Here is a 21,115-nt window from a genome sequence, read left to right on the forward strand (position 1 = left end):
CCTGGTGTCTCCCCAGACCCATTTTGCAACGATTTCAGCGGAAACAAAATTTCTCTATCCCGTGAAAAAAGGGATCATCACGTCCAGAGCGCGGGTGACCCGTCAGGAGGAAAGACTGCTGGAAGGACAGGCCACCCTCTTCAACGAGGAGGATCGGCCGGTTCTTGAATTTACATCCGTCTTCAAGATCGCAAAGGACCGGGCGGTTCGGGATATTAGCATCAAGAAATAAATCATGCCGAATCAGTACATGGTCAAAGAAAAACCGGCTATGTTCAAGGGGCGACCACCGAAGGACAGCGGGAGGTACTCGAAGGCCTCGGGATCAGTGAAAAGACCATGGGCGTTTCCGTGATATCGGCGATGGACGTGGTGGAGCTGCCCTCCGAAGGGCTGGGCAATCGCGTATACATGGATTGGCATGCCTGGAACAGTGACGGGGTGATTGTGATCAACCGGGTCAAGGCCCATACGGATTTTCGTGCGCCCCATGAGAGCGGTCTGGTGAAAAGATGTGCTGGTGGTGGACCGCACGGGAAAAGACATCAGCGGCACAGGAATGGACCCGAATATTATCGGTAGGTTGAAAATCAAAGGGCAGCCCGAACCCCCTGTCCCGGAGATCCGGTATATCGTGCCAGGCGATCTGACGCCGGCCTCACACGGGAACGCACTGGGAATGGGTCTGGCCGATATCATCACGCGCCGGTTTTACGAAAAGATCGATTTTAACGCAACATATGAAAATGTTCTGACCTCCACGTTTCTGGAAAGAGGGCATCTGCCGATCGTGGCCGAGGATATCGAGACCGGGCTTAAAATCGCGCTGAACGCCTGTTATTCTTGCAGCGTGGACATTACCTGATGATCAGAGAGGAGGAGAGAAAAATGTTTGAAAAAATATTGTATCCAACCGACTTTTCCGATGTATCCAAAAAAGCCCTGGAATTTGTAAAGCGACTCAAAGGCGCCGGTGCAAGGGAGGTGATTCTGCTTCATGTGATTGACAAAAGAACGATCGAATCCATGGCAATGTCGATGTATGTCACCGGGGATGCGTTCAAGATCGAAAATGATATGATGGAGTACGCGAAAACCGAAATGAGTGCCATGGAAAGGGAACTGAAGCAAATAGGCTTCGGCGTCAAGGTCCTGATAGAGAAGGAAATTCCATTTAGAGAAATACTGAGGGTGGAAAAACAGGAGAAGGCTTCCATTATCGTTATCGGCTCCCATGGGAAAAGTAATATCGAGGAGATGCTGCTGGGGTCGGTTTCGGAAATGGTCGTAAGAAAAGCCGAAAAACCGGTTCTGGTCATCAAACGATAATGCAATAGTATCGGTTCTTTTTAATCCGTTTTATATCTTTTCCACAGATTTCACAGATTCTCTATTGCCTTAAGTGAAGCGGTCCTGAGTCCGGCCGCAAGGGAGCTATTGATAGCCGCAAAGAGTCACAAGAAACGCAAAAAATTAGCCGCGGATTTACGCGGATGAACGCGGATAAAGAAAGAGCAACTTCACAATACGTCCCGGTTGTTGTTCATAAAAAAATCCGCGATGATTCGCGCAGATCAGCGGTAAAAAATTTTAATGGTATAGGGATTTCCAATTTTTGAGTATAAGTTCAGCCACGTTGACGCGTGCTCCGTCCCGCCCATTCCCGGCTTCTCCAACACGACCCGGGGGATGCCGGGACTATGAAGCTAAAGCCCAAAAACTCGGCGAGCCTCAAACAGTTTGCGCTTCTTAACGCTTCATAGTCCCGGCATCTTTTCCCCGGATTGCGCCATGTCGTACGCCGGGAACGGTTGGGACTCCGCGGACACACTCCGGAACTATGGACGAAGTTGTGAGCGAGTCCGAAAAAAGGACTGAGTGCCTGAGGGGTAGGAGTTTTTCGCCCTTGTTTGAGGATGTTATAAGATAAAAGCTTCTTGTTTTTTATCTTTTCCCTCAAACAAAGCGCTCCTCAAACAAAGCGCTCCTCAAGCGAAGCGCTCCTCAAGCGAAGTGCTCCTCAAGCGAAGTGCTCCTCAAGCGAAGTGCTCCTCAAGCGAAGCGCTCCTCAAGCGAAGCGCTCCTCAAGCGAAGCGCTCCTCAAACGAAGTGCTCTTTAGTCCGTCCGCGCGTTAGCGCGCACCACCCAATATCCCCCGCAGCGCGGCCGGTATATCGGCGGGCAGCACGAGCACTTTTGTGTTGTTGGAGGCGGAGATGTTCTTCATGGCCTCGATGTATCGCTCGCCGAGCAGAAACATGACCGGCAGTTCATTGGTTTTAATGGCCGCGGTTACTTTTTCAATCGCTTGTTGATTGGCTTCGGCCAGAACTATTTTTGCCTGGGCATCGCGCTTTGATGCCTCAAAACGGCCTTCGGCCTCAAGGACGGCCGCGGCTTTTTCCCCGTCGGCGCGGGTGACGACGGCCCGGCGTTGGCGTTCGGCAGCCGCTTGCTCTTCCATGGCTTTCTGCATGGTTTCCGAGGGATTGATATCCTGAATTTCAACCGTCTTGAGGGTAATTCCCCAGTCTGAAATATCATCGGAAATGGCAGACTTTAATTTTGCCTTGATCATGTCCCGTGAGGACAGTGCATCGTCCAGGTCCATTTCGCCGACAATCGAACGCAGGGACGTTTGAACCAGATTCTGAATGGCAAAGCGGTAGTCTTCCACGCCGTAAACGGATTTTTCCGGCGATATGATATTGATGTATGCGACCGCATTGGCGATGATCACGGCATTGTCCCTTGTGATCACTTCTTGCGAAGGGATATCCAGCACGATATCCTTGGTCGTTACCTTGTAGGCAACCGTGTCGATATAGGGGATGATAATGTTCAGCCCCGGTCCGAGGGTTTTATGAAATTTTCCCAACCGTTGAACCACATGTTTGCTGCCCTGGGGAACAATCCGGACACCCATAAAAATCGTTATAAAAACCAGAACCAGAAAAACGACAACTACAGTAAAACCATCCATATTACCTCCTTTTTTAAAATAATAGTCGAGAGTCTAAAAACAGTCGTGAGTCGAGAGTCAAAAGACTCACGACTCATGACTCACGACTGTTTCTTCCCAACAATCAGGGTATTTCCGGACACATCTCTGACAAATACCCTGTCTCCGCCTGCAACCTCATCATCACAGATGAACGGCCACTCATCCGATCCTAACAGCGGTGTGGTAAATCGAACTACACCGCGGGTGTCCGCTTCCGGAATTTTTATCACTAGGCCGCTTTTCCCGATCACCGCCTCTCTGGAAATGCCTGCCGTTGTCCGATCGGTCATCATGGGTTTGAAAAATTTGAACCAGAGCAGCGTAAAGGCGCTCGATGCGACAGCCCAGATGAACAGCTGCCAGTTGACGGATATCGCCGGGCTGAACCAGACCACGCCGGCTACGATGATGGCGCCCAGTCCGAACCAGAAAATGGTAAAGCTGGGGATTAAGATTTCAGCGATGATTAACACCATTCCAATCACTAACCAGTGCCGGTATTCCATAAATTCTGTTGCTCCTTGGGGGAAAAATATTATCCGCAGATTACACAGATTTTCGCAGATTAAGAAAATGGAAAATCCTATACTATTAAATAATTACTTCCTGAGTAGTTTAAGCGGAAACACAGGCTATATTCAAGCAAATGTTTTAATCAGGCCTGTATCTGATTAAAGAAGCAACCCGGGCAAGCCAGACGGTGCATCGTGGAGACCGCCGGGACTCCGGGCAGCCATGGCGAAAATTTACGGTTTGTTTCAGAATCGGCACTTCAGCGGATGGCCGATGAGGTGACCGGAAAATTCATCGGTCATCCGGTTTTTTAGAGGAGCTGTCAATATCGATGATGCGTATTCCCCGGGCATAGGGCCTGGTTTTATAGTGGGTGATGTTCATCAGTTTTTTTGTTATTTGACCCATCCGCTCGATTTGATCCCGAATGAATTCCGCTTTACTGTATACGGGTGAATCTTTGTCGGCATTTCTCATCAGCAGTTCCGCGTAACCGAGAAGACTCTGGAGGGGCTGATTGAGTTCATGGCATACGGCCCCGGCGGTTTCCAGGACGCTTTGAAGTTTTTCCCTTCGGAGTCTTTCTTCCTCAGCCTTTTTCCGATCGCTGATATCGGTTATAAACCCTTCGAGTGCGGTTGCCTGGCCTGTTTCGGAAAAAATGCCTGTTCCCTGTTCCAGAACCCATTTGATAGCGCCCGATGCCGTCAGGATACGGTACTGGAGTTGAAACGGCTTTTTTTGGGAAAGGGCTTCCTGCCGCTGATTCCATACGGAATCCCGATCTTCCGGGAAAATTATATCATTATATGAAATCTGTTGATCATGGACCAGCGTTTCGGGCTCGTAGCCTGTCAGCTGTCGGCATCCGTCGCTGACAAATTCCATTTCCAGGTTGCGGGTGTCCTGACATCGGTAGGCCATGCCGGGCAGGTTTCGGATCAGTGTTGAAATTTTCAGCTCTCTTTTCCTGAGCGAGGCCTCGCTCTGCTTGAGGTTTCTGAACATCGAACTGTAGGGTGTTACCAGGCAGGTTACGATCAGGGCTTTGTAAACGAGATAAAAGGAAACGAATTTAAAAAAATGTCCGATCCGGTTAGACAGTCCGTAGACGCTGATATAAAAGGTGAAGAAAAGCTCGGCGCCGATGGTCATCAGCAGCGAGGCCGCCAGCAGTTTAAAGACGGTTATCTCGAAATGATGTCGGTTTTTGAAAAGCAGAAGGATACAGCCAAAGAGCGTCAGACAGATGATATATTCGCTGATTTTTTTAAAAGGGGTTAATCCGACGCCTTCCACAAAGCAGATCGGGAATATTTGCCAATGGAAAATCGCCAGGAACAGGACAAGCGTATAAAGAGCGAAACAGGTAACCGCAAGATGCGCATTCAGCCGGTGTTTAAAAAATGCGGGAGCAATCAGAAATGAAATGCTTTCCGTGAACCTTGCAACTATCCAGAGCTGCGTTGGAAGATCGGCACCGGTGACCGTAAACAGGTTCATGCCCTTATAGGCCATGGTATGGACAAGATCCAGGCTACCAGTAAACATATATGAGATGCCGATCAGCAGGAAATAATCATTTTCAAGGAACCTGCGGGAATTCCAGGTAATCATGAAAATACCGAAGGCGACAATAATGGAGAATAATTCGATGAACACATGGAAGAGAAGATAATTCGTCTGACTGGTATAATAAAGGCCGAAGAGAATTGCAGCGGCAGAAAGGAGTTCTATGGTTTTGTCCCGGTTAAATAAACCGTTTCCCATGAGTAATATATCCCGAATCAACTCGATGAAGGAGTTGCAGGTGCGTTTTTTTAATGGCAGAAAAAGCTACCAGATTGCATAGACTGTGTCAATGAGAAGATTGAAGGGGCTTGTATAAGTAATTCAAACAGCGATAGCGCTCCTCAGTCCGCCCGCAGGTCGCTGATTCAACATGAGAAGGATGGGATAAGAAGGACGGATATGAAAGAGAGTGTAACTGTTTTATCAAACGGGTCGGGTTTGCGGCCGGGCAGGGTGCCTTTCCTCAGACTCCGTACCAGTTGCGGATGATGGCCGAGTAAGCCGCCACGGCCTCATCAATTCGTCGTAATTCACAGTATTCATCGGTCTGATGGGCCGTAAAAGAGTCGCCGGGGCCGAAAATCAGCGTTGGCACATCTCCGAACGCGTGTTTCAGTGCGGCCGCGTCGGTAAAATAGGATATGGTTTCGACACCCGGCCGATGGTTGAAAATTGGGGTCACAAGATCAAATACGTCTTGTACCCATGGGTTGTCCGGATCCGTCCAGACCGCCTCCTCGTTGATTTCAGGCGTCAGTTCCGCATCAGATCCGAGATACTGTGTCAGTCGTTGTATCAGCCGGGTGTGGTCCTGGCCGGCAACCGTTCGGATATCGATACCGATCGCAGCGGCATCCGGAACCGAATTGATGTTCATTCCACCGGAAATGGTGCCGACATTCAATGTCGGTGATCCCATATACGGATGAGGCGCCGTATCGAAATCAAACTGCTGCAGCCTGCAGACCGCCCTGGCTGCCTTGTAGATGGCGTTATCCCCTTGCATCGGCATGGAGCCGTGCGCGCTGATGCCGTGGAAACGTGCGGTCAGCCACAATGCTCCCTTGTGCCCGACCAGCGGCCGGTTTCCCGTAGGTTCGGCGATGATCACGGCGCCGGCCTTTCCCAGTGCAGCGGCTCTTTCCGAATCCGGCAGTTCTGCAAGATGGTTTGACCCCAGACAGCCGGTTTCTTCTCCGGCCACAATGGCCAGGATGAGATCGTGCCCCTTTTTTTTAAGACAGGACGACGTATCCAGCGCCGCCGTCACAAAGGCGGCGATCCCGCTTTTCATATCGCTGGAACCCCTGCCGTAAAGTTTTCCGTCCCGGATCACACCGCTGAACGGATCCACATGCCACGGGGCCTGTCCCAGCGGAACCGTATCCGCGTGCCCGGCAAAGCACAGCGGTCGCCGGGGCGGCGTGAGGGATGACGACAGCCGGGCCACCAGGCTCGTTCGGCCGGGAGCGAATTCAAAAAAACGTGCGTAAAATCCGGCATCGCACAGCAGGTCGGCCAGGTATGCCACACAGTCGGATTCATTGCCCGGCGGGTTGATGGTGTTGAAGGTAATCAGGGTCTGGGCAAGCTCAACGGCGGAAACGGGTTTTGAATACATTGGGTGCTCCGGAATCATTTACAGGGTAAGAGGACTATTCCACAGGGGGCATCATGTCTGATATCATACGATATGATGGCAAGGGAAGCAATCTATATGCCATCTGTATTTTATCGCTCATAGTAATTTTCATGGCGCTGCGTGCAGGCCGTTCAAAGCTTATCCCTGTAAAGAGCGGCCGGTTGCAAAAGACAATACTGTTAAAATAGGCCATAATCGTGACAAATATGCAGATACGAATGCAGAGCGGTCTTGAAAAAGGCGGGCGATAATGGTAGCGCATCAATGATGCGGTAAGTACGGGCATGAGGACGTTATAAAATAAAAGCTTCCTGCTTTTTATCTTTTGCCCCAAACGAAGCGCTCTTTAAGCGATAGCGGTCCCAAGTCCGGCCGCAAGGGAACTATTGATAGCCGCAAGAAGTCACAAGAAACGCAAAAAAAAAGCCGCGGATTTACGCGGATGAACGCGGATAAAAAAAGAGCAGCTCAAAATACGTCCCGGTGTGAGGTTAAGAGTGTAGGGGCGGACCCCCGTGTCCGCCCATCGGGAAAAGGAAATGCCCGATCGGGAAAGCGGTCATAAGTCGTAAGCTTAATTACGAATTGTTAATGTTATGAAAAAAATTGCTCACGCAAAGGCGCAAAGGGGATTCAGGACTGAGGATGATAGTGCCAAAGTAGCCGTTGATGCGGGCTATCATATTGAAATTATTTATCAACAAAATTGGAATTGTTCATAACCCTTGGAACAGAAGTGATTTGTTACGGCATATCCAGAGCCGTTCGCTGTCTTTATTTTTTTTTTGCGCCTTTGCGTGAGAATAAAAAAGCCAGGAGTCAAAGGACGAAGACCTGGGTCAAACTGGTATATGCTGAGGGACGCTGTGCTTGAGGGCCGGGAGCTTTGCGTCTTTGAGGAAATTATAAGATAAAAGCTTTTTGTTTTTTATCTTTTCCCTCAAAGGAAGTGCTCCTCAAACGAAGTGGTCCTAAAGCAGCGATAGCTGTCCCAAGCCCCCCGCAAGGGAGCTATTGATAGCCGCAAAGAGTCACAAGAAACGCAAAAAAAATATATGCCGCGGAGTTACGCGGATGAACGCGGATAAAAAAAGAGCAACTCACAATACGTCCCGGTTGTTATTCATAAAAAGATCCGCGCAGATCCGCGGCAAAAGATTTTAATGGTATAGGAATTTCCATTTTTGCCTCAAACGAAGTGCTCCTCAAGCGATAGCGCTCCTCAAACGAAGTGGTCTTGAGTCCGCCCGAAAGGGCGCTGGAGAAAGCGTATGAACACCCGATACAATGTCGTCTATACCGGTGAAATTCTCGACGGGTTTGAATTTAAAACCGTTGTCGCAAACCTGCTGACCTCCTTTTCCATCAGCGAAGAATCGGCCCGGCGGATTCTTGCAAGTCGCAGGGCGGTGCTTAAAAAAGGGGCTGATCAGCAGACAGCCATTCAGTATAAGCAGGAATTTTTATCGGCAGGCCTGCGGGTTGTTCTGGAAAAAGTGCCGTTAGATGCCGAACCTCCGCATGCTGCATCTAACGGCCGGATTCAGGAAAACGATGACGGCAGTAAACGACCTGTCGCGGATATCCGTCAAGCGGATACCGAAAAACCGCCCTTGGAAAGCAGTGGCCCTGTAGCCTTTGAATTCCGGGGCTCCGGGGCAGCGTATTTCCGTATCTGGCAGGTCAATATCCTTCTTTCCATCATCACGTTGGGCATTTATTCGGCCTGGGCCAAGGTCCGCCGCAAGCGGTATGTGTACGGCAGCACCCGGCTGGGAGGTGCAGCGTTTGAATACCTGGCCGATCCGGGTAAAATTCTCAAGGGCCGTCTGGTTGCCGGCGTGTTTCTGATTGTCTATTTTCTGGTGACCAATTTCGTTCCCCGCCTTGGATGGCTGATGGGTCTGGCCTTTATGGCGGTGCTGCCATGGATGCTGGTGCGGTCGCTCTCGTTCAATGCCCGCAACAGCGCTTTGAGAAATATTCGCTTCGGTTTCCGCGCCGGGTACTGGGACTCGTTCAAAGCCTTTGTGCTCTGGCCTGCCGCAGGCGCCATTACCGTGGGGCTGCTTGGGCCCTACGCCTATTTCAAGCAGCGCAAGTTTATTGTCGAGCACAGCAGTTACGGCACCACTGCCTTTGAATTTACGGCCACGGCCGGCAGCTATTATCGGATGTTTCTGTCCCTGCTGATTCCCCTTGCCGGAGGCATCGCGCTGGTGGTGGCAGCCGGGTTCGTGTTTGCTCCCGCCGCCGCGCTGGTATCTCTGGCCGTCTATCTGCTTATGTTCGCCTTTTTTTCGGTCAGGACCACGAACCTGTTTTACAATTCCTGCCGCCTGTCGTCCCACGGCTTTGCGGCAGCGCTGAACAGCGGTGAGTACGCGCTGCTGGTACTGACCAACACGCTGGGCACGGCCCTGACGTTGGGGCTCTTTCATCCCTGGGCCAGGGTCCGCACCTGGCGTTACCGGGCCGAACATCTTCGGCTTGTACCCGGAGGCGATCTTGACCACTTTGTCGCTCACCAGCAGGAGCAGATTGACGCGTTTGGTGAGGAATTGACCGATTTTCTGGATTTTGATTTCGGATTATGATCGAATTTACCGGATACTGGACTGACGGAAAAACCTCTTCCCGAATCCCGGCCGTGTGCCGGGTGTCGGTCGACGCCCGTATGCTTATCGAGGGCAGGGCGGATGCGGAACTGCTTCGATCGGTTGAAACCTTTGATGTCCGGGTTTCACCGAGACTCGGAGATACCCCCCGGTACCTGACATTTTCCGACGGCGCCCGGTTCGAGACCGATGACAATGAGGCCGTGGATGCGCTGCTGAGCCGTCTGAATCTTCGTCCGTGGACTCAAATCATCCATGTGATGGAGAGCCGGTGGCATTATATCCTGGCGGCACTGGTGCTCATGGTTCTCATCATCTGGGGGGCGGTTCAATTTGGCGTGCCATTAACCGCACGGCTGCTGGCCGCTCGGCTTCCCGAATCGGTAATGGACCATGCCAGTGAGAAGACGCTTCGGCTTCTCGATCAGAAACTGCTGGGCCCTTCCGGGCTGAGTGATCAGGTGAAAACGCGGTTAAGCGATCATTTCCAGCTGCTGGTGGAGGCGTCCCCCGCAATCCATCTGCGGGTTCTTTTCCGTAAAGGCGGCCGTATCGGCGCCAATGCCTTTGCGCTGCCGGACGGCACCATCATTTTTACCGACGAGATGGTAAAGATGGCCGTGGATGACGATGAGCTGCTGGCGGTGATGGCACATGAAACCGGCCATGTGGTCTGCCGGCACGGAGTGCGGACCCTGATTCAGGACTCCCTCCTGTCGTTTATCCTGCTGGCGTTCACCGGGGATGTGTCGGGAACCTCGGAGCTGTTTCTGGGGCTTCCGGTGCTGTTGACCCAGCTTTCCTATTCGCGTGAATTTGAACGGGAGGCAGATCAGTATGCGCTCGACTGGCTGCGGTCCCGGCAGATTTCCCCGGTTCATTTTGCCAACCTGATCCGACGGATGGATGAAGCGCAGCGGGAAACATCCGGTTCCGGGGAACGCAGATGGGCCGGCTACCTGTCCACCCATCCTCTGAACGAAGAGCGCATGGCCCGGTTTGAGGAATAACGGACGCTTCGCTGGAGGAGCGCTCCTCAGTCCGCCCGAAGGGCGTTTTTTTGTGACTGGCAGTTGATCAGGTGTGCCTGGCAGCCTGCACCGAACCCGTTATCGATGTTGACCACAGATACGCCCGGGGCGCAGCTGTTGAGCATGCTCAACAGCGCTGCGATTCCCCCGAAACTTGCGCCGTAGCCGATGCTGGTGGGAACACCGATCACCGGGCAGTCCACCAGCCCCGCCACCACGCTGGCCAGGGCGCCCTCCATGCCCGCCACGGCGACAATGGCGCGGGACGCCTGCAACTGTTGGTGGATGTCCAGCAATCGGTGGATACCGGCCACGCCCACATCATAGAAGCGTTCCACCCGGGAGCCGAGGATTTCGGCGGTCAGGGCCGCTTCCTCGGCTACCGGAATATCGGATGTGCCCGCGCATACCACCGCCACCGCTCCTGACTGCTTGACCGCCTCCGGCCGGATCACCACCATCCGGGCCTCTTTGTGGTAGATGCAGTCATCAAGGACCTCTTTGATGGCGTCAAATGCCTCCTGTCCGGCCCGGGTTCCCAGGATATTTTTATGGTTTTCGGGAAGGTGCGTGACGATACCCCGGATCTGTTCAAGGCTTTTGCCCTCACAGTAAATCATTTCGGCTACCCCGGTGCGGATGCACCGGTGATTGTCGATCCTTGCAAAACCCAGATTCCGGTACGGCAGGTGTTTGAGTTCTTCAAGCGCCTTGTCGATGGTCAGGTTTCCGTTTTTTACGCCTTCCAGCAGCTGTTTCAGATTTTCAGGGGTCATAGGGGATGTCCTGATTTAATAAGCAAAGAGTCATAAGAAACGCAAAAAAATAAGCCGCGGATTTACGCGGATAGAAAAGATCAGCTTAAAAGAAGTTTTGGTTATTAAGCATAAAAGAAAAATCCGCGATGATCCGCGGCAAAAGATTTTAATGGTATAGGAATTTTCATTTTTGCCTCAAACGATAGCGCTCTTCAGTCCGCCCGCAAGGCCGTGTTCATATTGCCGGTACAATACCCCTCCAGATCAAGCGATACAAACCGGAAGCCCAGGCGCTGCAGATGCGTCACAATCTTTTGGCGGATCGAATCGTCTGCCAGTCGGCAAATGGCCGCGGTATCCGCTTCGATACGGGCAGTTTCTCCCTCATGGCGGACCCGGATTTGAGAAGAGATATCGAGCCGGCGAATGAACTCCTCGGCCTCGTCAACCTGTCGCAGTTTTTCGGCAGTAATCCGGCTTCCGCAGGGGATGCGGGAGGCCAGACAGGCGGAGGAGGGCCGGTTCCAGGTGGTCAGGTTCAGCCATTGGGACAGCTGCCGGATGTCTGACTTGTTCATCCCGGCTTCGACCAGGGGGTGCCGGATGCCAAGCTCATCGGCAGCCCGGCGGCCGGGCCTGAAGTCATTGGCGTCATCCAGATTTTCACCGTCTGCCAGGAGAAAAATTCCATGAGCTTCCGCTGTTTGCCGGATCCGTTCGAACCGGTATTTTTTGCAGACATAGCACCGGTCGCAGGTGTTGTCGACAAATTCCGGAAGGTCCAGTTCGCGGGTGGGAACCTGAAGATGACGAACGCCCACCGCGCGGGCAAACAAAACTGCCTGTCCCAGCTCCCGGCGCGGGGTGGTTTCGGATACGGCCGTTACGGCCAACACGTTTTTCCCCATGGCATCACCGGCGGCCCTGAGCAGAAATGCGCTGTCCACACCGCCGGAAAATCCCACCGCCACAGCTTTCATGGCGGCGAGGCATTGTTTCAGATGATCGAACTTCGATTGCAAAGATTTCGATAGAATTTTCATCTGTTTCATTTTAAATCCGAATCTGTCTGCCGCATGACCGCTTCGGCCACCTGTCGGGGGGGCAGTCCGTGCCGTTCGGCAATCGCGCGGATATCGTCAAATTCCGGTTTGGCGTGAAGCCGCCGCTCTCCGGCCGTTGATACCTTGATCCGGACCTCGTGCGTCTGCCCCTCAATCCGGACCGTGCAGGTGCGGGTTTCCCGCCGGGCCATGATTTTCCCTGCTTCGATGACCCGAAGCCCCAACGTTCCGGTCTGCTCCATGATGACCCGGGACAGGTGCGGATAATCACTCCATTGGCACAGCGCCGTCAGGATCTGAACCGGCCGGTTTTTTTTGCCGATGGCATTTTCGATCCAGGCATCCACGGCCCCTTCTTCAAGCAGCCGGCTCAGGGTGTAACCGAGAATTTCTCCCGTGGTATCGTCAAGATTCGTCTGGAGCATTACCACCCGGTCGTGATCGGGCGTACCGGTTCGTCCTTCCACCAGCCGAAGCACGTTGGGCCCATGGGGAAGCGGTTTCAGACCGGCCCCGTATCCGGTGCGAACCGGGGTCATGGCCGGGTAGCTGTCCAAAATTTTATGGGTGATGTTGGCCAGTATGGCAGCACCCGTGGGCGTGGTCAGCTCCATATTTTCGTGGCTTTCGGCAAACGGCAGCTGATGCCGGCACAGGATCTCCAGGGTGGCGGGAGCAGGTGAGGCAATGTTTCCATGGGCCATGGAGATGACGGCGTTGCCGAGTTTGGGTGGCATGCCGTAAATGGAGCCGTCCAGAAACCCGGATTTTTCCAGTATCAGAATAGTCCCGGTCACATCAAATACGGTGTCGAGTGATCCCACCTCGTGAAGGTGAACATGGCTGCGGTGTACCCGGGTTTCCGCCCGGATCAGGTCTTTGGTAATACAGATGGCAAGACCCCGCCCTTTTTTTGACAGCCCGACGGCTTCGGCTACCGAATGGATGGCGTTGAGCAGGTCTTCCGGATGGCTGAGCCGGTTTTCGTCGATCTGGATATCGAGCTGCCGGGCGCCGATGCCGCCGGATTCAACCTGCCGGACCGATGCGTCAAAGCGCCGGCAGGCGGGCAGGGGCCGAATCGCTTCGGCTACCGTTGCTACCGGCGTCTCGCTGCCGGTCAGGTCAACCAGAGCGGCGACCATCATATCGCCGGCGATTCCGGCAATTCGGGGATCGATAATCAGTGTTTTCATGATGCGGTGTGCCTCCCGGGAAAATGTATGACGGCAGCGGTTTATTTTCAACGCACAAATCATAGCATGTAAATGTATTACGGAACAAGTTCTGAGTAGAAGGAGAAATTTTATCAGGCGCTCTGTATGCGTCACAGGCCCATGGTGTCAGCATCAACTGGAGATATGTCTTGAGGAAGCATCCCTTCCGGTGGTATAAATAATCAAGTAACAACGTATCAAATATATCCTACCTGCCGCGCACGTTTTATCAGTTTCTATCCATCAGCACAGACCTGTTGTTGAAAAATTACGTTCGGATTATTCTGGTCGATATCCATAACGGAAAAGTCTCTGCCATCCGGGTCAAGAAGGATATCCTTTTCAGGACGGTAAATTCAACGAAAAGGTAACGCCATGAAAAAATACATCATTCAATCGGTACTTATCTGCGTCGGGATCGTTCTTGCGTTTGCATTGTTCAGCACGCTTTATTACACGATGGTCCGCACCTCAACACCCGGGTTCTGCGCCTCATGCCATGAAATTAAACCGGCGGTTCGGGCCTGGGGGGCGTCCACCCATGTTAACAATGCAGCCGGGGTTATGGTGGACTGCATGGATTGCCACCTGCCGGCGCCTCAGGACACATTCGACTTTTTCTTTTCCAAAACCTATCACGGCATCAAAGACGTTGCAGTCCATTTTTTTGGTGATGCATATGACCGGGATAAGTCCCGAAGCGCCGCCTATGAATTCTTTGATAACGATCAGTGCCAAAAATGTCACCGCAACCTTCTCAGCATGCCCCACAGCCGGGGAGCCATGCTGGCCCATCGTTCCGTAATGTATGCCCGCCCGGGTTATGAGAAGCGATGTGTGGATTGTCACTATGATCTGGTTCACAAGGATAAAACGTCGGTCATGTTCCGACAGTACCGAAAGCAGCCCTATCAGGCAAAAGGGCTGAGCGTGGAAAACCTCGGGATATAAATCCGATTTTTTTTAACCTTAAAACCAAAAGGAGTTTGGCAAATGAGAAGAAAAGCGACCTGGATGCGGGTCTGGATGATGGCCGTGATTTTTCTGATGATGTCCGGTTTTCAGTTAGCCTCCGCCCAGCAGCCTAATTTTTCCAAGGTAAAGGAATACCGGATCGAACGAAGCATTCCGCCTGAAGCCGTTGCCTGCATTGAATGCCACAGGGCGAAAACGCCGGGTGTGTTTGCCGATTGGGCGAAAAGCCGCCATGCCAACGCAAATATTACCTGCCTGGATTGCCATCTGGTTCAGCCCGGTGATGAGGACATCGCAAAGGGGCATGAAACCTATTACAACCGTTCGGATATGCCTTACGGAGAGGCTAAGCACAAGGTTCCGATCGCCTCTATCGTAACCCCGAAGGACTGCTCCCGATGCCACCCGGATGAAGTGATTCAGTACAGCAAATCCAAACATGCCAATACCCTGGAGATTATCTGGAAAATCGATCCATGGCTGAATAAGGGTATGAATTCGGACAATGAACGCAAGACGGGTTGCTTCAATTGCCACGGGACGGTGATCTCCATCGATGACAAAGGCGCCATCGATCCGGCGACATGGCCCAATGCCGGCGTGGGGCGGATCAATATCGATGGCAGCAAGGGTGCCTGCACGTCCTGTCACACCCGGCATCGTTTTTCAGTAGCTGAGGCCAGAATGCCCGAAGCCTGTGATCAATGCCACCTGGGGCCGGATCATCCCCAGATTGAGATATTTGAGGAATCCAAGCACGGCACGATGTATCACGCATATAAGGACGAGTACAATTTTAACGCAGCCGGAGGCACGTGGACAGCCGGGATTGACTACCGGGCGCCGACCTGTGCGGCCTGCCACATGTCCGGTTCGGGCAAAGTGACCACCAGCCATGATGTGACCGAGCGGCTGTCCTGGGAAACCCAGGCCCCCTTGACGATCCGGCCTTCGGAATTTAAAGCGTTTCCGGCGCAGACGGAATGGCAGGCGGAGCGCGAAAAAATGAAAAACATCTGCCGCCAGTGCCATGGGGATTCCTGGATTAACGATTTTTATAAGGGTTTTGATACGTCTGTGCAGGAGTATAATGACGTCTATTTCAAACCGGCCAAGGCAAAGCTGGACGAGCTGTATGAAAAGGGGTTGCTGGATTCCACGAAATTTTTCGACGAACACCTTGAACTGCAATTTTACGAACTCTGGCATTATGAAGGCCGGCGTGCGCGTATGGGCTCGATGATGATGGCACCGGACTATGCCTGGTGGCATGGATTTTATGAGTGCAAGCCCCGCTTGAACGAGTTTATGGAAGAAGCCGACCATGTCATTGAAACCGGCCAGAAGGCCTACGTGTATCCTGATTACCCCAATGCCACCGGAACTACTAAGCGTCCCGAGAAATTGTTTCCGGAAGGCAAATAAATCTAATTTCAGCGATTCCCAACACGCTGATATTTTTCTCGTACCTCTTCAAAAATTGTATAAAAAATAGGCACATACACCAGCGTGAGCAGGGTGGACACAACGAGTCCGCCGATGGCAACCACCGCAAGCGGTGACAGCCGTTCCAGACCGATGGCGCGTTCTGCGGCGATCGGCAGCATGCCCATGATGGTGCTCAGGGCCGTCATCAGGATCGGGCGTGTCCGGGTGAAAATGGCCCCTTCGATGGCCTCATCCAGGGATTTTCCCTGTTGTCGGGCGGTTTTGATAAAATTCAGCAGCAAAATGGAATTGTTGACCGTAATTCCGGCCAGTAAAATCATGCCCATCGAGGCCGGCATGCAGAAGTGACGGCCCATGATGAGCATGCCCCACGACATACCGATAAATGCCAGAGGGATGGCGAGCATGATCATGATCGGGTCCAGAAATGATCGAAACGTGGGCACCAACGAAAAATAGAGCAAAATTATGGCCAGCAGCATGGCCTTGCCAAGGCGCCCGAAACTTTCTCCCATGAATTTGATTTCCCCTTCCTGCCCGACGGAAAAGCCCCGGGGTATCTCGATGTGTCTAAGGCGCTCTTCCACCTGATCCTGTACATGGGATATGGCTGTGGTGGATCGGTAGCCCAGAACATCCACCACCGGTTGAAGGTTCTGCCGTACAAATCGGCTCCGGGTCCACGCGGGCTCCAGAGTCCCGATTTCGTTTAACGGGACCTGGCCGGTGCGGGTGGGAATCAGCAGTGTCGTTAAATCCAGGGGGCTGTTGCGATGCTCCGGCGGGTATTGGACCCGTAGCACGTGGCCGTCTTCGCCCGGTACTCTCAAAACCGATGCGCTGTTGCCCTGGATGGCGGTTTTCAGGGTGGCGGCTACCTGTATGGGATCAATTCCGTATACGGCCATTTTTTCCGGGTCGAGTTTCAGGTGCAGTTCGCGTTTACTGTAATCCCAGCTGCGGGATACGCTCGTGAGTCCGCGAACCGATGACAGGGCGTTGCTCACATCTGCTGCCAGTCGCGCAAGCGTTTCGCCGTCCGGGCCGGAAATCATGACATCGATCGGTGCGCTGATCGATGATAGCGGCGTTGCGCCATAATCAAACACGTTGATGACTTTCAGACCGGGTATTTGCGATAATTCAGATCGCAATCGGTTTTCGATCTGCCAGATGGTTTCCGTGCGATGAAACCGATCGACATAGTGAGCGGTAATGATGCCTTCCTGGGAATTTCGTTCAGAGCCAAAGCTGATTACCCCGGGCTCGGAGCCGACTTTCGTTGCCATTCGAATAAACCCGGGAACGCTCATAACCCTTTTTTCCATCTGCGTGACAACGGCTTCGGTTGCTGTTAAAGCCGTATTGGTTTCGGTTTCGAATGCGATTTTGAGAATGCCGGTATCCATGGGCGGCATAAGATCTTTTCCGGCCAGCGGCATGACCCTTGCGCTGATCACAAAAAGCCCCACCCCCACCGGTCCGATCACCAGCCATCGGTATCGTCTGGCAAAGCGGTATGCGCCGGTAAAAAAGCGCCGGAACGGTGTAAGCCACATATTTGTGAGCTTATCCAGGTATTTTTCGATATACTGCTCAAGGCGTGTGGTCCCCGACAGCCGGGGCGATAAGAGAGGAATCACGGTCACCGAAACGATATAAGACGACAAAAGTGACAAAAACAGTACTATTGCCAGGGGTCTCAGGATTCTCTGGGGATATCCCCCCACAAACATCACCGGGAATAAAACCACCAGCGTGGTGAACGTTCCTGCAAAATCCGCCAGAAATATTTCCTTGGTCCCGGTCAGTGCGGCCTTTTGGGGGGTGATTCCGGGCTGTTGAGAATGCCGGTCGATATTTTCAATGACCACGATGGCATCATCCACGAGCAGGCCCACTGCCAGAATGATACCGGTCAGTGTCACGATATTGAGTTCGTACCCGATCAGTTTCATTCCCGCAAATGTCAGCAGGAAGGTGAAAGGAATTGAAATGGCTGCCAGCAGGGTCATGCGGATTCGCGCCAGCATCAGCAGAATGACAACCACGGTCAGGATAATGGCATCGCGCAAGCTGACGGTCAGGTTGCTGACCGAGGTTTCGATTAAATCTTTCTGGGTATCGGCTACCTGGATGTCCAGTTCCGGAAAGTCTTCCCGGATTTTTGTCAGGTGTTTTTCCAGCGCGCTTAACGTAACCGTCACATGCCCTTTTTCCGGACGCAGAATATTTATGCCGATGGCCGGCTTTCCATTGCCGTGAAAAAACGATTGCCGTTCTGCGTGGGTCGTGACAAGTCTGGCAACGTCGCGAAGATGAATGGCACCCGTGTCGTCGTGGGCGACAATGATATCGTAAAGCGCCTGTTTCAGCTGTTTTTCACCGGCAATTTTGATCAGCAGCTGGTTGTTTTCATTGATGATCAGCCCTGACGGAATGTTGGCATTGTGGGCATTGACGGCCGCCGAAACCTGAGCAAGGGTAAGGTTGTGCCGGGCCAGGCGGTCGGGGTCTACCTCTATGCGTATCTCCGGCGTGTATCCACCAAAAACCTCAACCTGGGCAACTTCGGGAATTCGCAGCAACGCCTCCTTGAGTTCGTTGTCGCTGAGTTGGCGAACCCGTGCAGGATCCAGGTGGCTGCCGTTTCGGGCGGATACGGCCAGCGTGACGACCGGCGATACGGCATCGCTGATCCGAAACAAACGGGGCGCTTCGATTCCCGCAGGTAATACCGAAACGATACGATTCAGGGCCGCACTCACATCCGTGACCGCGGCATCCAGGCTTTTTTCGTAATCGAATTCAACGGAGATGGCGGCTACCCCGTCACGGCTGATTGATTTTACCTTTCGGCTCAGATCAAGGCCGGCCAGTTCTTTTTCCACAGGACGTGCCACCTTGTCTTCCATATCTTCAGCAGCAGCCCCCGGCCAGACCATCAACACGGAAACCGCCGGATAGTTGGCATCCGGAAACAGGTTCAGGGGCAGGGTCCGGAAGCTGAGAATACCAAATACGATGCCGCCGAGAAGCAGGGCCATTATGCCGTGGGGGTGCTTCAGATATCGTTCGATAAAATTCATTTTGAAAAATCCTTTATGACCAGGACTTTTGTGCCTTCTCCCAGTCGAAGAAGCGCGGCCTCATCTGCGACAATGACGGAGTCTCCAGCCGCTATCTTGCCGGAAACAACGGCAAGTTCTTTTGTCCAGCCCAGCAGGGTGACCGGAATGGGCGTTACCCGCTGCTCCTCGTTTACTTTAAACGCATAATAATCTGAACCATTTTCGAGTAATGCCCGAAGGGGGACCTGGGCGCCGAGAGGTTCTGCGACAACCAGATCAACGCCGACCGTGGCGCCGCTCCGCAGGTCAAAGGGACGTGTGGGTACGTCAATTTCTACGGTAACCAGTGTTTCGGTTGAAAAAACTATGGGAAAAATCCGGGTAACGGCGGTTTTCATTTCGATCCCGCCATTTAAGATATAGGCGGTAGCGCCTGCGGTGACCTGGTTCAGGACATCCTGGGGAACCTGCAGAACGATTTTATACCCTTTGGCCGCATCCTCCATTTCTATAATCGGTTCTCCGGGACCCACATATTCACCGGGTTCATGCAGCCGTTTTAAAATGGTTCCGGCAAAAGGCGCGATAATTTCAGCGTAGCCCAGTTGGATGCGGGCATTGGCAAGGTCTTCTTTCAGACGATAGACCTTGCTTTGGGTCAGATCCCGTTCCATCTTGTAAATGTCGTTCTGCTGTTCGGGGGACGCATGTTGCTGAAGCAGTCTGTTATTGCGCTGTAAAATCCTCTCTCTTGCAATCAGTTCTTTTTCGGCACCTTCCAGATCGGCTTTCAGAGCGGTGACTTTTTTTCCCGGTATGCGATCGTCGACCCGGATCAATATTTTTCCCGATTGTACGATATCTCCCGGATACCCGTGGACGCTGATCAGGTTTCCGGCAATGTTTGAGGCCAGCGCCGTGGATAGAACCGGCTGGATTCGACCCAGGTAATGCTCCCTGATGGACAGGGTGCCGGACTTTACCGCGGTGATTTCTACGGCCAGGGGCGGTTGCGTGGGTATGGGCACAGCCTCAATCTGCCCTCGGCGGTAGCGGACCAGAAATACCGCAGCCAGAATCAGTAAGGCGAAAAAGAGCCCGCTGAAAAAGCGCTTCATTATTCGTTTCATCTCAACACCCGAACGGATTTTTAGAAATGTTTTTTGATACCGGCTTTTCCGGGCAGGGGAGCAGCTTCCCGGAATCGCCTGCTCAGGATAAAAGGGCTGAAAGGCTTGCCCCGTAATCCATACATTGCTTTATACTTTTTTCATCCGGATTCCAAAGGACTTTCAGCCCGCCATCGACGATATCAAATCCCGAGGCCTTCAACATATCCGATAAGATTGTTACGGATTCGCCGCTCCAGCCATAGCATCCAAAGGCAGCGGCTTTTTTGCCCGCAAAATTTAACCCTTTGATTTCTTCCAGAATGCCTGCCATTGAAGAGAGAATGCCCCTGTTGATTGTCGGTGAGCCCACGACAATTCCTTTGGATTTGAACACTTCGGTGATGATGTCGTTTTTATCCCTTTTGGCCGTATTGAACAGTTTGATATTGACGGTGTCATCTGACAATTTAATGCCGGCGGCGATATTTTCTGCCATTATCCGCGTGCCGTTCCACATCGTATCGTAAAGAAGGGTGATCTGATTTTCCTTGTAAGCGTTTGCCCATTCCAGATATTTGTGTACGATCCGGTCGGGCTGATCCCGCCATATAACGCCGTGACTGGTGCAAATCATATCGACCGGTAAATTGAAGGATAACACTTCGTTAATCTTTTTAATGACCAGCGGGCTGAACGGCGTTAAGATGTTGGCGTAATATTTAATGCATTCCATCATCAGTTCCGCCTGATCCACCCGGTCATTAAACATGTATTCAGTGGCATAATGCTGGCCGAACGCATCATTGCTGAACAGGATATTGTCTCCGGTAAGATAGCTGAACATACTGTCCGGCCAGTGAAGCATCGGCGCTTCAATGAAGACTATGTCTTTCTGCCCCAGGCTCAGGCGATCGCCCGTGTTGACGATGTTAAAATTCCAGTCCTGGTGATAAAGTCCTTTTAACTCGATGATCCAGTTTTTTTAAATTGACATAAAACGAAGTGCAAAAAAAAGAGGCCGGTCAATCCGATAGTATAAGGAATCCTTTCAAAGGAAACCTCTCATCATACCGGTTGGCCGACCTCTT

At 52.5% G+C, this 21,115-nt stretch carries 18 protein-coding genes; 8 read left to right on the forward strand and 10 right to left on the reverse strand.

What is annotated here, in order from left to right:
• From PHQ97_14555 to PHQ97_14570, 4 genes are all read left to right on the forward strand, one after another.
• A partial coding sequence (locus PHQ97_14555; protein ID MDD4393953.1) for a PaaI family thioesterase occupies positions 1–232 on the forward strand: 232 nt, incomplete at its 5' end.
• Between the two features lie 107 nt (positions 233–339).
• Positions 340–582: a hypothetical protein gene (locus tag PHQ97_14560; protein ID MDD4393954.1), complete on the forward strand. Its 243-nt coding sequence runs from the start codon at positions 340–342 to the stop codon at positions 580–582.
• A complete protein-coding gene (locus PHQ97_14565; protein ID MDD4393955.1) occupies positions 560–865 on the forward strand; it encodes a hypothetical protein in 306 nt (101 codons plus the stop codon). Before PHQ97_14560 ends, PHQ97_14565 begins: the two co-directional genes overlap by 23 nt.
• A 23-nt stretch (positions 866–888) precedes the next feature.
• Positions 889–1,329, forward strand: a complete 441-nt coding sequence (locus PHQ97_14570; protein ID MDD4393956.1) for a universal stress protein — start codon at positions 889–891, stop codon at positions 1,327–1,329.
• Positions 1,330–2,132: 803 nt separating this feature from the next.
• On the opposite strand, the gene PHQ97_14575 is transcribed toward PHQ97_14570, so the two are convergent.
• The 4 genes from PHQ97_14575 to PHQ97_14590 form a co-directional block, all read right to left on the reverse strand.
• Positions 2,133–2,984 carry an SPFH/Band 7/PHB domain protein gene (locus PHQ97_14575; GenBank protein MDD4393957.1) on the reverse strand — a complete coding sequence of 284 codons (852 nt, stop codon included), beginning with the start codon at positions 2,982–2,984 and terminating at the stop codon, positions 2,133–2,135.
• Between the two features lie 80 nt (positions 2,985–3,064).
• Positions 3,065–3,511, reverse strand: coding sequence for an NfeD family protein (locus PHQ97_14580; GenBank protein MDD4393958.1), 447 nt, complete (start codon positions 3,509–3,511; stop codon positions 3,065–3,067).
• Between the two features lie 298 nt (positions 3,512–3,809).
• On the reverse strand, positions 3,810–5,288 hold the full coding sequence (locus PHQ97_14585; GenBank protein MDD4393959.1) for an MASE3 domain-containing protein: 1,479 nt from the start codon (positions 5,286–5,288) through the stop codon (positions 3,810–3,812).
• Positions 5,289–5,553: 265 nt separating this feature from the next.
• Positions 5,554–6,711, reverse strand: coding sequence for a M20 family metallopeptidase (locus tag PHQ97_14590; protein MDD4393960.1), 1,158 nt, complete (start codon positions 6,709–6,711; stop codon positions 5,554–5,556).
• Between the two features lie 1,292 nt (positions 6,712–8,003).
• On the opposite strand from PHQ97_14590, the gene PHQ97_14595 reads away from it, so the two are divergent.
• Positions 8,004–9,329 (forward strand): YjgN family protein, encoded by a 1,326-nt coding sequence (locus PHQ97_14595; GenBank protein ID MDD4393961.1) that lies wholly within the window; start codon positions 8,004–8,006, stop codon positions 9,327–9,329.
• On the forward strand, positions 9,326–10,360 hold the full coding sequence (locus PHQ97_14600) for a M48 family metallopeptidase (GenBank protein MDD4393962.1): 1,035 nt from the start codon (positions 9,326–9,328) through the stop codon (positions 10,358–10,360). The genes PHQ97_14595 and PHQ97_14600 overlap by 4 nt, the downstream gene beginning before the upstream one ends.
• 26 nt (positions 10,361–10,386) lie before the next feature.
• Here PHQ97_14600 and larB read toward each other — a convergent pair whose 3' ends face one another.
• The 3 genes from larB to larC form a co-directional block, all read right to left on the reverse strand.
• A complete protein-coding gene (larB, locus tag PHQ97_14605) occupies positions 10,387–11,157 on the reverse strand; it encodes a nickel pincer cofactor biosynthesis protein LarB (GenBank protein MDD4393963.1) in 771 nt (256 codons plus the stop codon).
• A 194-nt stretch (positions 11,158–11,351) separates the two neighbouring features.
• Positions 11,352–12,191 carry an ATP-dependent sacrificial sulfur transferase LarE gene (gene larE, locus PHQ97_14610; GenBank protein ID MDD4393964.1) on the reverse strand — a complete coding sequence of 280 codons (840 nt, stop codon included), beginning with the start codon at positions 12,189–12,191 and terminating at the stop codon, positions 11,352–11,354.
• Positions 12,188–13,399 carry a nickel pincer cofactor biosynthesis protein LarC gene (gene larC, locus PHQ97_14615; GenBank protein MDD4393965.1) on the reverse strand — a complete coding sequence of 404 codons (1,212 nt, stop codon included), beginning with the start codon at positions 13,397–13,399 and terminating at the stop codon, positions 12,188–12,190. Before larC ends, larE begins: the two co-directional genes overlap by 4 nt.
• Before the next feature lie 396 nt (positions 13,400–13,795).
• Between larC and PHQ97_14620 the strand changes: the two genes are divergently transcribed.
• Both PHQ97_14620 and PHQ97_14625 read left to right on the forward strand, forming a co-directional pair.
• Positions 13,796–14,371, forward strand: a complete 576-nt coding sequence (locus PHQ97_14620) for a NapC/NirT family cytochrome c (GenBank protein ID MDD4393966.1) — start codon at positions 13,796–13,798, stop codon at positions 14,369–14,371.
• 42 nt (positions 14,372–14,413) lie between these two features.
• Positions 14,414–15,820, forward strand: a complete 1,407-nt coding sequence (locus tag PHQ97_14625) for a multiheme c-type cytochrome (protein ID MDD4393967.1) — start codon at positions 14,414–14,416, stop codon at positions 15,818–15,820.
• An 8-nt stretch (positions 15,821–15,828) separates the two neighbouring features.
• Here the strand turns inward: PHQ97_14625 and PHQ97_14630 are convergent, their stop codons facing one another.
• The 3 genes from PHQ97_14630 to PHQ97_14640 all read right to left on the reverse strand — a co-directional run bounded on the left by PHQ97_14630 (position 15,829) and on the right by PHQ97_14640 (position 20,871).
• Complete coding sequence (locus PHQ97_14630) at positions 15,829–18,933, reverse strand: efflux RND transporter permease subunit (protein ID MDD4393968.1); 3,105 nt, start codon at positions 18,931–18,933, stop codon at positions 15,829–15,831.
• Entirely contained in the window at positions 18,930–20,045 is a 1,116-nt protein-coding gene (locus PHQ97_14635) for an efflux RND transporter periplasmic adaptor subunit (protein ID MDD4393969.1), read from the reverse strand. The genes PHQ97_14630 and PHQ97_14635 overlap by 4 nt, the downstream gene beginning before the upstream one ends.
• An 82-nt stretch (positions 20,046–20,127) precedes the next feature.
• Positions 20,128–20,871, reverse strand: a complete 744-nt coding sequence (locus PHQ97_14640; GenBank protein ID MDD4393970.1) for a flavodoxin domain-containing protein — start codon at positions 20,869–20,871, stop codon at positions 20,128–20,130.
• Between the last annotated feature and the right edge of the window lie 244 nt (positions 20,872–21,115).

The sequence above is a fragment of the Desulfobacterales bacterium genome (assembly GCA_028704555.1).
Lineage (GTDB): Bacteria > Desulfobacterota > Desulfobacteria > Desulfobacterales > JAQWFD01 > JAQWFD01.